This window comes from uncultured Mailhella sp., from assembly GCF_944324575.1.
In the GTDB taxonomy this organism is placed as follows: Bacteria; Desulfobacterota; Desulfovibrionia; order Desulfovibrionales; family Desulfovibrionaceae; genus Mailhella.
Map to the genome: position 1 here is coordinate 1 of NZ_CALUWV010000051.1, position 15,754 is coordinate 15,754.

Annotated in this window: 6 protein-coding genes and 1 tRNA gene; 2 read left to right on the plus strand and 5 right to left on the minus strand. The window is 55.6% G+C overall.

Features of this window, described 5'->3' with window-relative positions; genetic code table 11:
• Both Q0J81_RS07420 and Q0J81_RS07425 read left to right on the plus strand, forming a co-directional pair.
• Positions 1 to 1,352 (plus strand): STY4851/ECs_5259 family protein (locus Q0J81_RS07420; RefSeq protein ID WP_294446924.1); only part of this gene is annotated, 1,352 nt, incomplete at its 5' end.
• Between the two features lie 2 nt (positions 1,353 to 1,354).
• On the plus strand, positions 1,355 to 7,549 hold the full coding sequence (locus Q0J81_RS07425) for a DEAD/DEAH box helicase (RefSeq protein ID WP_294446925.1): 6,195 nt from the start codon (positions 1,355 to 1,357) through the stop codon (positions 7,547 to 7,549).
• Positions 7,550 to 7,981: 432 nt separating this feature from the next.
• Here the strand turns inward: Q0J81_RS07425 and Q0J81_RS07430 are convergent, their stop codons facing one another.
• The 5 genes from Q0J81_RS07430 to Q0J81_RS07450 form a co-directional block, all read right to left on the minus strand.
• On the minus strand, positions 7,982 to 11,044 hold the full coding sequence (locus tag Q0J81_RS07430; RefSeq protein WP_294446929.1) for a DEAD/DEAH box helicase family protein: 3,063 nt from the start codon (positions 11,042 to 11,044) through the stop codon (positions 7,982 to 7,984).
• Positions 11,034 to 11,930 carry a hypothetical protein gene (locus Q0J81_RS07435; protein WP_294446931.1) on the minus strand — a complete coding sequence of 299 codons (897 nt, stop codon included), beginning with the start codon at positions 11,928 to 11,930 and terminating at the stop codon, positions 11,034 to 11,036. The genes Q0J81_RS07430 and Q0J81_RS07435 overlap by 11 nt, the downstream gene beginning before the upstream one ends.
• Positions 11,930 to 13,237, minus strand: a complete 1,308-nt coding sequence (locus Q0J81_RS07440) for a restriction endonuclease subunit S (protein ID WP_294446933.1) — start codon at positions 13,235 to 13,237, stop codon at positions 11,930 to 11,932. Before Q0J81_RS07440 ends, Q0J81_RS07435 begins: the two co-directional genes overlap by 1 nt.
• A gap of 1 nt (position 13,238) precedes the next feature.
• Positions 13,239 to 15,020: a class I SAM-dependent DNA methyltransferase gene (locus Q0J81_RS07445; RefSeq protein WP_294446934.1), complete on the minus strand. Its 1,782-nt coding sequence runs from the start codon at positions 15,018 to 15,020 to the stop codon at positions 13,239 to 13,241.
• A 286-nt stretch (positions 15,021 to 15,306) separates the two neighbouring features.
• Positions 15,307 to 15,394: transfer RNA gene (locus Q0J81_RS07450), tRNA-Ser, on the minus strand.
• Positions 15,395 to 15,754 lie beyond the last annotated feature (360 nt).

Here is a 15,754-nt window from a genome sequence, read left to right on the forward strand (position 1 = left end):
CCGCGATTCGGCTCGCGCTTCCAGGAAAAAGCCTGCTTTATCCGCTGACGAGTCGCGACAACGGCATTGTCATCCGCCTCATGGACTGGCAAAACGCACTTCTGGAAATGCTCGCCATGACCAGCGGACTGGATGCCCGCGTATCACTCGACATTCTTTTCGACGGGCAGAAGGTGGCGGGCTGGAGCGTGGCCCGATACGAGTCCAGTCTCATACCTGAGGGGACAAGAGCCCTGCTCGCCCTTCCTGCACACGGAGAACGCCCATCGCAGGGCTACGCCATGAAGGCGCTGCTGCTCACCCACCCGGAACTCGGCCTGAAGGTTCTTGAAGAAGAGACCCGCGAAAACGGTACGCCCTCGGGGGCCTGGGAGCTTTCCGAAGCGCTGGACCACCCCGGCCCCTGGCTCATCTTCGACGACACGGAAGGCACATCCCTGCGGCCGCTGCTCTGGACCATGGACGGCGAAGATGAAACGCCCCGCAACGCTCTTCAGGCCGCCGTGGACGGAAAGGACCGTGCTTCCCGTCAGCGGGCGTTTGTCTCCTGCACGGCCGCCATGGAACACGACCTCGACGCGCCGGAATGGTCGACGCTTCTTGCGCTTCTCAGCCATGTGAAGCATCTGCCGCTTTCCACGCTGGAAATATGGCATGCGCTTATCCGCTCTCCGCGCATCATGGCCCTGCTGGCGCTGCATCCGGGAGTTTCGTTTCAGGACATCACCTCAAGAGTCGACACGGAACTTCCCTTTCTGTGGAACTTCGTGTCCCGGCAGGACTGGAAAGAGGCGGCACAGGCCGTCAAGGACTACCTCGGCAAGATCATTTCCGGCACCATGGCCGTCACCTTCTGGCAGAGCCATGTGCAGGAAATTCTGGAAGCGCTCGGCTCCAGCTGTCCTTCCGTCAACGCGCTCCTGCACATAGCCGTCGCGCTGCCCTGCTACGAAAAGGAGCGGGAACAAAACGCCGCGCTCACCACGGACAAAACGGAAAAAATCCTTTTCCGGAGCAAGGACTGCATGATGCAGACGCTGCTGCGCGCCCACGCCGACGACGAATGGCCCGAAGCGTTTGACTCTCTCGTCAACAGAGAGAGGCACGACGCAGACATCAGGCGTTTTCTGCCGTTTTCTCAGGGACCAAGAAACAGTGTGCTCGGCCTGCCCGTGCTTCTCACGCTTCAGGCCTTTGACCCTCGGACGGGCTTTTTCTCCGTTCCGCCGGATCAGGACACGATATTCCATATCCGCGAACACATCCATTTCGATGCCGCATGGTTTGAGCAGGCCTCAACCTTCACCGCCTGCAGCTGTCTTGCGGAACGCTTCAGCATCAAGGAGTCATGAACATGTCTCTGTCGTACTTTTCCCGGCTCTTTCCCCGTCTTCAGGATCGCATACGGCAGGATGTGCCCTCCGCTCTGCCCCTGAACAACGATTCGCTGCGCCGCTGCCTGAACGCCATGCTCACCTGCGATCCGGGCGCAGAAGACAGCCTCACGGACGACCCGGCCTTTGAGGCCACCTTCGGCTGGAAGCAGTCCGGGGCCACCCTGGCCGAGCTCAGGGGAACACTGCTGGATGAACGCCTTGTCCGCTGCCTGAGCAATCCGCCCGAAGAGCGTCGGCAGGACTACGAGTTTCCACTCTCCCGCAGGCCCTACACGCATCAGCTTGCGGCCTGGCAGACGCTCTGCAGCAAAGACCCTGCCTCTGCCGTCATCAGCAGCGGCACGGGCTCGGGCAAGACGGAATGCTTCATGATTCCCATTCTCGACCGGCTGGCCAGACAGAGCGCAGAAGAAGGCGGCCGACTGGAAGGCGTTCGGGCGCTTTTTCTTTATCCGCTCAACGCGCTCATCAGCAGCCAGCGCGACCGGCTCGACGCCTGGACGCGGGGATTCAACGGTGACGTGCGCTTCTGCCTCTACAACGGCCAGACGCCCCCAAGCCTGTCCTCCGACAGAAAAACAAGCATCAACGAAGTGCTCTCGCGCGACGATCTGCGCGCAAGTCCTCCCCCCATTCTCTTCACCAACGCGAGCATGCTGGAATATATGCTGGTGCGCACGGAAGACGCGCCCATTCTGCAGAAGTCGCAGGGCAAGCTGGAATGGATAGTGCTCGACGAAGCGCACTGCTACATAGGTTCGCAGGCGGCGGAACTGTCTCTTCTCCTGCGCCGCGTGCAGATGGCCTTCGGCGTGAAGCCCGAAAACGTGCGTTTTGTGGCCACCTCCGCCACCATAGGCGATCCCGACGGCCCGGCAGGACAGGAGCTCAAGCGCTTCCTTGCGGATGTGGCGGGCGTGCCCGCATCTCAGGTTTCGCTCATTGCCGGAGAAAGAGAAATTCCTGCTCTTCCCGACGTGAAGGAGACGCCCGTAACGCTGGACGAGCTTGAGAACATGGACAGGGACGAGCCTGAAAGCGCCGCACGCCATGAGGCGCTCTGCCGCTCGAAGACGGCCCGTGCCCTGCGCAGCCTGTTCACCGAAGACAAAAACGTGGTCCGTCTCTCCGAGGTGCGGACGCTTCTCAAAAAATCAAATCTGCCCGCCGATACGGATGCCGCCCTGCGCTGGCTCGACGTGCTCTCGTGGACAAAAAGCCCTGAAGGCGTTCCGTTCCTTCCGCTGCGCGCGCACATCTTCGTGCGGGGACTTTCCGGTCTCTGGGCCTGCGCGGATCCGAACTGCCCGCACAGACAGAAGGAACTCGGGAACGACTGGCCCTACGGCGCGGTGTGGACACAGCCGCGCGAGCACTGCTCCTGCGGAAGCCCCGTCTATGAAGTCGTCACCTGCCGGGGATGTCACACGCCGTTTCTGCTGGCCCAAAAAAACGACAAGACCGACGAGCAGGGAAGACCCGCAGAATTTCTCATGCAGAAGGAGCATGCGCCGGATCTGGACGACGAAGACGACGGCCTCGACAACGAAGAAGAGAACGTCACACGTCTTTCCGACGCTTACGACGTGCTGCTGGTGCGGCGGAACGACCCGTCGGCGGAAAGCGTCTTTCTCAACAGGGAAACCTTCCGTCTCACGAACGAGGACGACGGTCATGCGCTTTGCGTGTCGCTGAAGGAACCGGACAGGGACAAGGGATGTCTTGTCTGCCCCCGCTGTCAGGAACTGCCGGGAAGCCGACAGGAATTCTATTCATACCACGTCATCGGCACGCCCTATCTGCAAAACACCATGGCCCCCGTGCTGCTGGAATTCGCTCCCGACGGAAAGGATCCCGTCCAGCATCCTTTCCGGGGCCGCAAGATGCTCACCTTCAACGACAGCCGTCAGGGCACGGCCCGCTCGGCCATGCGCATGCAGCTTTTTTCCGAGCTTGCGCGCATACGCGGACTGCTCTACCACATCGGCCTGCGGGACTGCCGGCACGGCGACGAACAGGAGCGGGCAAGACTGAAAAAAGAAATTGCCGAGCTGGAAAAAGGCATGGCCGCACAGTCGAGTCTGTCCGAATTCCTCCGCATCGCCCTGCAGAAGTCGCTCGACAACGACAGGCAAAAACTTGCTTCCCTCGACGGCATGACCCCCGTGCTCCTTGACGACATGGCCCGGAAACTTCAGAACGAGCGCTCTACCTTCGATGCGCTGCACCAGATCTATCAGGAAAAGGCTCCCGCACTGATCGCCTCGGGATCCGGCGCGTCGAATTTTGCCCGGATGCTCGTCTATCGCGAATTCGGCAGGCGTCCGGCAAGGGCCGTCAACCTCGAAACGCTGGGACTCATGGCCGTGCGCTATCCGGCGCTGGAAAAGGTGACTGAACTTCCCTGGGAACTGAAGAAGGCCGGTCTCACGCTTTCCGACTGGAAGAACTTTCTCAAGATATGCCTCGACTTCCTCTTCCGGGGAAACGGAGCCACCGATTTTCCCGTAGAATGGCGAAAGTGGCTCGGCATGACCTACCGCCAGACCTACCTTCTGCCTCCCGGCAAAGAGAAACACGGCAAATTCCAGCTTATCTGGCCCCAGTGCCGCCGCAACCGGCAGCACCGGCTCGTGCGCCTTCTTGAACGCGCACTGCGCCTGGATGCAACACACTGGGAACATGCCGACATCATCGACAGCATACTGCGGCAGGCCTGGAATCAGCTGACCGGCCCCTCCGGCCTCTGTTCAAAGCACGAAGACGGCGTTCTTCTGAACTCCAGCGCCATGGGCTTCGCTCCCATGGAAAAAGCCTGGCTGTGCCCCTTCACGCGGCGATTTCTCGACACCGTCTTCGTCGGCCTCTCGCCCTACCTGCCCCGAAAGGAAGAACGGCCTTCGAAATGCCTTGAATACACCATCCCGCTCTATCCCGACGCCTTCGGGCCCACCGACGAGAACGGCGTAAAGGCGGCCCGCAGCTGGCTTTCGGAAAACAAGGAAGTTCAAATGCTACGGCAGGCCGGACTATGGTTAGCCCCCCACGACAACGTGGTGGAGCTCACCCCGTACTTCAGGGTACAGGAACATTCCGCCCAGCTTTCGTCCGCAGAACTCAAAGATTGCACAAAACTGTTCCGCGACGGTGACATCAACGTGCTCTCCTGCTCCACCACCATGGAAATGGGCATAGACATAGGCGGCATTTCCGTCGTGGGCATGAACAACGTGCCGCCGCATCCGGCCAACTATCTCCAGCGTTCCGGCCGTTCCGGCCGCCGCGGGGAGACCCGTGCCCTCACCGTCACTCTGTGCAAGGACAACCCCCATGAAATGGCGGCCTTTGCCAACAGCCGCTGGGCCTTCGATACGGCCCTGCCCGTGCCCCGGGTATCGCTGAACAGTCCTGTCATCCTGCAAAGGCACATCAACGCCCTTCTGCTCACGGCATTCCTTAAAGAACGGCAGCAGAAGGATGACAGGGATCTGGTCAAGCTCTCATGCGACGCCTTTTTCACCGGAAAGAATCCGACGGCCCGGCTTTTCTCCCTGCGTTTCAGAACGCTGGAAAAAGACTCGCCCCTTCTGGACGCCATACGTCTTCTGTGCCGCAACGGCATATTTGAGAACGAACGCCCGGAGGCTCTGGCAGACAAGGCCGCCGACGCCATGGACAGGGCCTGTGACCGCTGGCGCACCGACTACGACGCCCTGTGCCGGGCTGAAAAGGACATGCAGGAAGAAGGAATCAAAGAAAATTCCGCCTCACGAAAGGCCGTAGCCATCCGCAAGAAGCGCATGACCGGAGAATACCTGCTCAAGGAACTCATTTCTCAGGAATTCCTGCCCGCCCACGGCTTTCCCCTGCATGTGGCCACCTTCGATCCCATGTACTGCGAGCTCCTAAAAAAGCAGAAGGTCTGGAACCGGAAAGATCAGCGTAAGATGGACAACCTTTTTCTGCGCCGGGAACTGCCCAGCCGTTCCCTCTCTTCGGCCCTTACGGAATACGCGCCCGGCAACAGCGTGGCCATCAACGGGCTCGTCTATGAATCGAAGGGCATCACCCTGAACTGGCACATCCCCGCCTCGGAAAAGGCGGCCGCAGAGCTTCAGAACATCCGCAGCCGCTGGAAGTGCAAAAGCTGCGGCAGCTTCGGCACGGCGGCCAGCCATTCTCTGACCGCATGCAGCAACTGCGGCGCCCCCCTCACCTCCGACTGCTGGCACGAATATCTCGAGCCTGCGGGTTTTGCCGTGGACTTTTTCAGCGAGCCTTCCAATAACGTCGCACTCGGCACGGCGGGTCTGAGCCATGCGGAAGCCGACGTATGCGCCTGCGGCCCGTGGATCTCCCTCGGCCTTCCCGAGGCCGTCCGCTTCCGCTGCACCACCTCGGGCACGGTGTTCCACAGATCGCGCGGTCTGTACGGCAAAGGGTACGCCGTATGCCTTGCCTGCGGCAGAGTGGAATCCGTTTCCACACAGGGAGAAATTCCCGCCGCCATGCGGCACCACACCAAACTGCGCGGAGGAAAAAACGAAGACGATCCCGGCAAAAACATCTGCCCCGCCTGCCGCGAAGGCATGAGCTGGAAAATAAAGGCGCCTCTCTGGCTGGCCTGCGAGGGCAGAACCGACGTTCTTGAAGTGCAGCTGCGAAAGGAAGACCTGTCCTGGCTCAACGATGAATCACAGGCCTTCCCCATAGCCATCGCCCTGCGCGACGCTCTGGCCGCTCGTCTCGGCATTCAGACCGAAGAGCTGGAATGCACCGTTTCTCCCCGACGCAGAGAAGACGGCACGCTCTGCACCTCGCTCTTCATTTTCGACAAGAACGCCGCAGGCTATGCCTCTTCCGCCGCGACATATATGACCGCCCTTCTGCATGATGCACGCGAGCGCCTGCTCTGTAAGGGGTATGATTGTGAAACGGCCTGTCCCCGCTGCATCCTCAGCTTTGACTTGCGCTACCAGAGTCGGGATCTCGACAGGCACAAGGGCCTCGAAGTGCTCACGCCTGCCTGGCTCTCCCTGCTCGCTCTTCCCGATAACGCGCGCATCTTCGGCCCGTCGACGACAACGGAAACCATGCGGCTGGAAGAATCCGTGCTGTCCGCCTCTCTGCTGTACCCCAATGCAACCGTATGCCTGCATCTTGGGCCGCACTCTCTGTGGATGCCCGGCGACGGAGACATGCTCCATCTTCTGGACATTCTGCGACTGCGGCAGGTTCATGTCGAACTTTCCTTGGAAAAGGAGCTGTATGATGGCTTCAGTCAGGAGGAACGCATGCTCCTTGCGCCGCTTGTCCACGGCAACGTGACCTGCTGCGTGCTTGAAGGAGGATTCTCCCATCCTCATGCCCGCCTCGCCGTCACCATGGAAGACGAAACCCTGCATCGCTGGGCCGTGTATGAGGAAGAGGAAAACCGGCTGCTGCTCACGGGCCGTACCAAGGGTGACCTCGGCACGCGCAGGCCGATTCAGCAGAAGGATCTTCAGGCCACCCGGGGAAGCTGCGCCGTGGAGCAGATAGCGAGCGGGGAAACGACGACCGTCATGAACTTCGGCGCATGGCTGTGGGGACGGCTGCACCTCTCTCTGAAAAGAAATCTCGGTGTCGATCCCGTCGCCGAGCGCCGTCCCCTGACGCGCATCGTCTTTTCCGACCGATACTGCAAATCCCCCCTCACCGTCGCCCTGCTCTACCGGCTGCTCAAACAGCTCAGGGACTTCTACGGCGAAGCGTGGCCATTCCCCGTCATCACCGCCAAGTTCTCCGAGAATTCTCCCCAGGACTATTACAGAATGAGCAGCATTCTGGACAACTGGGCCCGCTCCTCCGAGCGCGACACGGTCGCCGAGCTTGCGCTGAAGGAGCTGGGTACCGTTCATGCCTTCTCCGTAGACAAAAAACTGATGGCCCATGCCCGCTCCCTGCGTCTGGAGTTCAAAGACGGCTCAATGCTCACCATCTGGCTTGATCAGGGACTAGGGTTCCTGCGTGTGCTCGGCAACAGCGCGGACCGGACCTTTCCCTTCCGAAGCAGTGTCGAAGATCAGAAAAGCGCCCTCATGACCATGGAACATGCACTCTCCGTCACCCCGGGCGGCACCATCGTCAGCCTCAAGATGAGCAAAGTCTGATCGCGTCCGGTCGTCCCCGGAGGCTCTCGTCCGGGGACGGAACCGAATCCCCCGCCGGGGGCCGCCCCCTCGGGAACGGACGCCAACCGAAACACCATTCCTCCGGTCGCCCTCCGACGGCCGGGCAGATGACCGGAGTACCGGGCTTCGCGCAGACAAAAAACACGACAGGAGCGCCGACCCTGAAACCGGGGTCGGCGCTCTTTCATTTTTTGTTCAGCCCGCACAAAGGCCGGGGAAAAGGTCGTCTGGACCGTGCCCCGGTAAAGGGAACCGTAAGTAGAGCAAAAACAGACACGCCCTTTTCAGGCTCACACGTACGAAACCTGACGCTCATGCCGGCAGGCATCTTCCAAAAAACTCCCAGTGCGCCGGAGAAGGAAGAAGCTGACCGTCTCCGGAGCCCATCGACAAACGACAGGTCTTTTCCTGCTATACTCCGGCGGCGCCATCCTGCGTCATGGCCCGAAGTTCCCGGAACACGGTTTCGCCGAGCGAGCGCATGATGATGCGGTACTTTTCCGCGTCTTCAAAAAGCCTGGTGTAGGAATCCACGCTTTCCGTGTAGGCCTGCTGCGTCATCTGATCAAAGAACTTCGGGAAAAAGTTGTTCACAAAGATTTTCTGATTGCCGGAACGGGCCTTCTTCCGCAATCCTGCGTCGGCCATGGCTCTGTCGTGCAGCTGGCTCACCATGACGCGGTCGGCTTCGGTAAACTCGCCCTTGTAGCGCTCGTTGACCTTCTCTATGACTTCCAGCAGCGTGTTTCTGACTTCCTCGGGCTTCTTCGGACGCGGCGGATTTTCGGTCTGCCGAAGAGGCTCGCTCTGCTGGTCCAGTTCAATGGCCCCCTCAAAAGTCTTCTGAAGCTGATAGTATTCCAGCTTCACCTTGTTGCCCAGCTCGAAATCCGACTGTCTGTCTCCGGGCAGAAGTTTTTCAAGGTAGGAGCAAAACACGAACTCCTGATGCAGCTCTTTATCGAAAAGGCGCGTTATCTGCGCCACATAGCGGTAGAACTTGATGAACGACCGCACCAGCCTGCGGAATTCGTACCTCTGTTCGTCACCAAGGGATTCGTACACGTCCACCACCGGCTTCAGATACGAGGATATTCTGTCCTGGATGACCTCGGCTCCCTTTTTGCCGGAAAACCTGATCGCGCTCACTTTGGCGACGTCCTCCTTCGTATACACGCGGAACTCGTGAATGAGTCCCTGCGTCTTATAGATGAGATCCACGTCTATCTCGTGATCGAGCACAGTTTCCTTGTAAAAGGGCTGGAACGCCTCTTTGATTTCCTCGGCGGTGTTCACGAAGTCGAGCACATAGGTGTCCTGCTTGCCGGGGAAGGTGCGGTTCAAACGGCTCAGTGTCTGCACGGCCTTCACGTCGCGCAGCTTCTTGTCCACGATCATGGTGTGCAGCAAAGGTTCGTCGAATCCCGTCTGATACTTTTCGGCAACGATGAGGATGTCTCCCTCATCATGGAACACCTCCCGAAGCTGAGACTCGCTCACCGGCTGCCCCTGCCTGTCTCTGTTCATGCCGCTTTCCGTGTATTCCGTTTCTCCGTCCTTCACCGTGCCGGAAAACGCAATGAACACGGCAACGTCCGTATAATGCCGCTCCTTCAGATAGTTCCGCATTTCCTGATAGTAGCGCACGGCCGCAAGACGAGACGCCGTCACCACCATCATCTTTCCCTTGCCGCCTATTTTTCCGCGCGTCGTGTCGAGGAAGATCTCCACAATGATTTCCGTCTTCTGCCGCAGATTGTGCGCATGCAGTTCCTCAAAGCGTCGTATGGTCTGCACGGCCCGGGATGCCGGAACTTCCGGATTGTCGGGTATGTTCTTGGCGATTCTGTAGCAGGTGCGGTAGGTGGTGTAGTTGGCCAGCACATCGAGAATGAAACCTTCCTCGATGGCCTGACGCATGGAATAAATGTGGAACGGATGAAAGGTGCCGTCGCTGTACTCGTCGCCGAACATTTCCAGCGTCTTTTTCTTGGGCGTGGCCGTGAAGGCAAAAAAGCTCAGATTGGAGTGTCTGCCGTGCGCCAGCATTTCGCTCACCAGTTCATCCACGGCATCCTGGGCTTCCTCCTCCGCAAGCCCTTCCATTTCGGCATACTCGCGCAGTGCCTCCGTGGTATCGGCCAGAGCTTCCTTCACCGTCACGGCGCTTTTGCCCGTCTGGCTGCTGTGCGCCTCATCCACGATGACGGCAAAATTCTTTCCCGTCACATCCTTCACTTCCTTGTAGATGACGGGAAACTTCTGAAGCGTGGACACGATGATGCGTCTGCCCTCATTGATGGCCCGGAGCAGATCCTGCGACGTTTTGTTCGCTCCGATAGTTTCCACCGACCCCGCCTGATGATCAAAGCCCGAAATGGTGTCCTGAAGCTGCCTGTCAAGCACGGTGCGGTCGGTAAGAATGACGACGGAGCTGAACACGGGCCTGTTTTCTGCATCGTGCAGGCAGGAAAGGCGATAGGCCGTCCAGGCTATGCTGTTGCTCTTGCCTGAACCGGCGCTGTGCTGAATGAGGTAGTTGCGTCCGGCGCCGCGCTTTCGCACGTCGGCAATGAGCCTGCGCACCACGTCCATCTGATGAAAGCGCGGAAAGATGATCTTCTTTTTGGTGACGGTGCGCTCCTTGTCCCCGGCCATCTTCTGCTTTTCCGTGAGCACCTCGAAATGGATGAACTTCTGAAGGATGTCCAGCAGGCTGTCCTTCTGAAGCACGTCCTTCCACAGGTAGGAAGTCACATAGCTGCCGTCCGGCGAGGGAGGATTGCCCGCGCCGCCCCTGCGGGGCCCGGCGGAGCCCTGGTTGACCGGCAGGAACACGGTCTTCGCACCGGCAAGGGCGGTGGTCATCATGACCTCATAGAGATCCACCGCAAAAAACACGAGCACGCGGCTGTTCAGACGGAACGCGGGCTCTGCGGGATCGCGGTCGAACATCCACTGCCGCCTGGCGTCATCGACGTTCTGGCCGGTGAGCTGATTCTTGAGTTCCAGCGCCGCCACCGGAATGCCGTTGACGGAGAGCATCATGTCCACGCTGTTGTTGTTCTGCGCGGAATAATGCCACTGCCGGATGCACTGGCACACGTTCTGCCCGTAACGCTCCACGGCAAGATCGTTCAGCGAGGATTCCGGACGGAACCAGCAGACCCGAAATTCCATGCCGCGATAATGAAAGCCGTGGCGCAGCACATGAATAAGGCCGTCCTTCAGCACGGCATCTTCAAAGCAGCGATAGAATTTCTGCACGGCATCGCCGCCGCACTGCTTTTCAAATCTCTTCCAGACAAGAGGCTGCGTGCTTTTGACAAAGCCGACCAGCGTTTCCAGATCGAGGCCCTTGCCCGCACTTGCCGCGCTGCGGTAGCCCTCATCGATGGCCGAAACCCATCCTCCGGCGGGCGAGGTGAGAAACGAAGCAATATCCTGCTCAAACTGCTTTTCATTATCGGGCATGACCGCTCTCCTTGTCTGGCACCAAGTGTAGGGACGGGGTGCATGGGGCGTCAATGGGGAAAATTGTATCCTCCACTCGGAATGTATTTAAAAATCTCAATATATTATAATATAATAGAAAAACTTGAACACAATCCTTTCGTTCTGCTTTTCTTGCAAACATGCCATGCGCTACAAAATTTCTGTTGAGAACATCTGGTTGAATCCTGAAATCTTCTCCAGACTCAAAAAATTTTTTTATACATGCCATAATATTAAAGTATGACAATACTATAGGTAAATTTTCAAAATGAAACTCTTCATCAATTTTCCCTAAAACATCTTTTGCACCAAAATATCCAATTTTACGTTTTTTTATATTACCATTTTTATTTAATTCTATACTCTGACAATTAATAAATACCGCATCAATAAGAGAAAATAAAATTAATGCACATGACTTATATTTTTCATTATTAAAAAGAAAAATAGATTCTTCTATATCATCTCGATTCACACCATCCTCTTTTAAAAGAAGGGAAAAAAGTTCCTCCATATCTTCTGTACGACTCCAACCTGATGCCATCTCCTCTACCTTATTGGGATCATCAGGAACCGTATAAAATAAGCTTATTCCTGCGGACGGAGGATATGTCCACCCCATTTTTCCCCACTGTTCGGAAGCAGTACGGAACTCATCTTTCTTTTCATAAGAGAGCTTCAGATGATTAAAAAGCTGTAGTACAGGCCCTTGAAATTTATTTAATGAGGACATAACTCCATTATTAATATTTGTAAAATCTTCTATAATAGGATCTACAAAATGGATAATATTTGTAATACAACTAGAATATTCATTAAATAAATATTCTAAAAATAATTTTGCTTCTTGATCTTTATTTTCCATTATATTACCTTTCTCTTTCCCGTTACAACTTCATAGATAAGCGACTTCTTATAGCTTTCAAGGTCGGCAATAAGTGCTTCTTTTTCTCCTATAAGATTGTCGATTTCGGAACACTTACTATTCAAATAATCAATAATATTCTTCTGTTCTTCATATGAAGGTACAAAAATATAAATTATTCCTATTTTATCTACATTTAAATTTTTAACAACACCACCAGAAACTTGCAATTTAAATTGTTCTTTACATAAATTAGACACAAGAGTATAATATAAAAATTCTTTTTCTATATGTATATCTTGAATACATACCCATCCGTCATGAATACATCCGTCAATATTTAAAATATATGGTTCACCAAAACTCATTGAGTTTGTAAGAATTAAATCTCCTTTATGAACTATTTTTGTTTTTGATAAACCTTCATGACGTATTTTTTGCCGAACTGCATCAATATATTTATATCCTTTTATCGTATCTCCTATTTTGATCCAGTTTAGTCCAGAATCTTCAGAAGTCAGATAGTCTTCGATAGGACGTGGAGACCCACCACGAGCAACAGATGCTATATTCTTCAAACGTGTCACCTGCCAATGCTTCGGGATTTTTCCAATCCACTCTACCCCGCTGTCCTTCATTTCCGCATGAGGATCGAGGCCCTTGGTCACGGCTTCAGAAATGACCGAGGCTTTCCACTTCTTGTACTCTTCAATGCTGGTTCTGGCTCCCGCAATGATGTCGTCTATCTTGGCACATTGGCTGTCGAGGTAATATGATATACGCTTCTGTTCATATTCTGGCGGCATTGCTATAAATGCATTTTTCATATATGTCGATGAAACTCGTTTCAACCCTCCTGTACCAGTCATAATTGATACAGCACCTTCTTTAAATGAATGCGATTGTAAAGCATAAAATAAAAACTTTGTATCTACTTTAAAAGGCCTTAATATAAATAATTCACTACTTCCAAAGCCAAATCCATTTATTAAATTTTTCATAATTACTATATTTCCATTCTCAAAACATGGTGTAACCTTAGCAATAGCAATATCACCATTTAAAAATGTACTATATGAACTATTATATTTATATTTTTTAGAACTTCTTTCTATTATATGATTATTTTTTATACACTCCATAGGAACAAAACTAACATTACTATCATTAGCAATATTGGAACTTTCACAATAAGGATCAAGAGTTGCAATATATTTAATCTTTATTATTTTCCATCCAGAAGGAATATCTTCCAACTTCCAAATTCCGCTGTCCTTCATGTTGGCATAGCGCGTCACATCGTTCATGTTACGCCACCCCGCCGAACAGCTCGTGCAGCTTTTCCATGAGCACGCGCTCATGCTGCTCAATGCGCCGGGCGATCTCCGCCGCCGGTTCTATGGGTTTGTATTCATAGAAAATCCGCGTGAACGGAATTTCATAGCCGATTTTCGTCTTGCTTTTGTCTATCCAGGCATCGGGGTTGTAGGGCAGCACCTCGCGGGCAAGGTAGGCGTCCACGTCTTCCCCGAGAGGCACGTTTTCCGTATCGCGCTTCGACGTGTCGGCCACAGGCTTGCCCCGCTTCAGAATCTTCTTGCCGTCTGCGCCGAGCTGCGGGCTTTCCACCACTATCTTGCTGTAACCGAAAGACGAACCGTCCAGCACGCGGCTTTTGCACACTACGCTTCTGCCGCTCTCCGTCTCGCCTTCGTAGTCCTTGTCGACAAATTCGCCGCACGCCTTCACAATGAGATCGCGGCAGGCTTCGGAGATGTCCACGCGCTTGTTGCCTATGGACTTGCGCCGCGGCTCGAAACACTTGCCCGCGTCCACAAGCTGAACCTTGCCCGCGCGCCGCTCTTCCTTGTCTTTGGTGATGATCCAGATATAGGTGGCAATGCCCGTATTATAGAAACTGTCGGTGGGAAGCTGCACTATGGTTTCCAGCCAGTCGTTTTCTATGAGGTAACGGCGTATTTCAGACGGCCCCGATCCCGCGTCGCCCGTGAACAGCGATGAGCCGTTCTGAATGATGGCCATGCGTCCGTCAGGCTCAAGCTTGGAAAGTCCGTTGAGAAGAAAAAGAAGCTGACCGTCGCTCTTGCTCGGAAGGCCGGGCCCGAAACGTCCGGCCGCGCCGCGCCGGTGTTCCGCTTCCACGCTCGGCGCCTCACGCTTCCAGTCGATGCCGAAAGGCGGATTCGATATGCAGTAATCGAACCGGTAGCCCTCGAACCGGTCGTTATCCAGCGTGTCACCGAACTGCATGTTGTCCGGCTCGCCGCCGCGGATCAGCATGTCCGCCTTGGCTATGCCGAACGTGAACGGATTGATCTCCTGACCGAAACAGGTCACGTCGGCATCGGCGTCAAGCTGAGTCAGACGTTCTTCCATGCAGGTCAGCATCTGGCTTGTGCCCATGGCCATGTCGTACACGGTCTTCACAATGCCGTCGCGGCCGAAGGCGTGACGGTCGCCGGAAACCAGCAGATCGCACATGAGATAAATGATGTCCCGGCTCGTAAAATGCGCTCCGGCTTCCTCGTTGTAACTTTCGGAAAAGCGCTGCACCAGATTCTCAAAGACATAGCCCATGTCCACGGCGCTGATCTTGTCGGGGCTCATGTCCGCCTTGTCGGAACAGAAATCCACGATCACCTGATACAGACACCCGGCCTCCACCATGCGGTCGATCTGAGCGGCGAACTGCATGTTCGTCAGAATATCCTGCACGTTGTCGGAAAAGCCGTTCAGATAGGCCCGGAAGTTGTCCGCAATGTTCTGCGGATCGGCCTTCAGGGTTTCAAACGTAAACGGACTCGTATTGTAGAAATGATACCCGGAGGCCGCACACAAAAAGCCGTCCTTCACTTCAAAATTCTTTTTGCGCTCAAGCTCCTCAAGCACGGCGTCGTGCGTGGGCAAAAGGCAGTCGTGAAAACGCTTGATGATGACCATGGGCAGAATCACCAGCCCGTATTCATGCGGCTTGAACGCGCCGTAAAGAGAATTGGCCACGTTCCAGATGAGGGCCGCCTTGTCCTGAATGTTTCTGCTGACGGATGCCAGTCTTTCACTGCTGGTCATGGGAAAATCCTTGCTTGTTGCTTTTCTGGGAAGGCAATCGTGCCACGGCCGACAAGGTACACTTTTCCGCGTCGACTGAACAGCCCGCAGGCATCCCTGATGCCATGACTTCCCTCCGACCGTTGCCCCCGACCAGGCGCAGGGCCCGGCGCCGGGCCAGGCAGCCCGCCAGCCGCCGGGCCCTGCGGGGACAAACCTGCGTTGCCTCTTCCCCCCTACCCCCGCCCCGGCTTAAACAACAAATCCCCGCAGTCTGTACGGACTGCGGGGACATATTTTGCTCTTCTGGCGGAGGGAGAGGGATTTGAACCCCCGGAGGTGTGACCCTCAACGGTTTTCAAGACCGCCGCAATCAGCCGCTCTGCCATCCCTCCGGCTGAAAAATTCCGGGAGACATAATACAAAAAAACACCTTTTACTGTCAAGGCGCAGTCCCCATCTGCCTGTTGCCCCGGGCTTCCCGGCGTTGAGAGGCGGTTGTTCGCTGTCACCGAAAACCTCCCGGAACTTCGAGCCAGCGCTCTTTCCTTAATTATATGAGACTCCATGCCCACCACACCGATGTAACCGCGAAGCGGGAACATCGGTCGGCAGCCGCAGGCGGGCGCAGGGCGCACGCCTGCACGGAGTTTGCAGCCCGAAAGCGCCTTGCCGAGACTTCCGGCCTTTGCGGAACTTTCCTGAATATTTGCGCGGAGCTTTGAGCCTTGCGTTCCCTCCGTGTTTGATAAGAA

Coding starts and splice junctions, on each gene's coding strand:
- Q0J81_RS07435 (WP_294446931.1), bottom strand. CDS start 11,930: ATGGAAAATAAAGATCAAGAAGCAAAATTATTTTTAGAATATTTATTT.
- Q0J81_RS07445 (WP_294446934.1), bottom strand. CDS start 15,020: ATGACCAGCAGTGAAAGACTGGCATCCGTCAGCAGAAACATTCAGGAC.
- Q0J81_RS07440 (WP_294446933.1), bottom strand. CDS start 13,237: ATGAACGATGTGACGCGCTATGCCAACATGAAGGACAGCGGAATTTGG.
- Q0J81_RS07425 (WP_294446925.1), top strand. CDS start 1,355: ATGTCTCTGTCGTACTTTTCCCGGCTCTTTCCCCGTCTTCAGGATCGC.
- Q0J81_RS07430 (WP_294446929.1), bottom strand. CDS start 11,044: ATGCCCGATAATGAAAAGCAGTTTGAGCAGGATATTGCTTCGTTTCTC.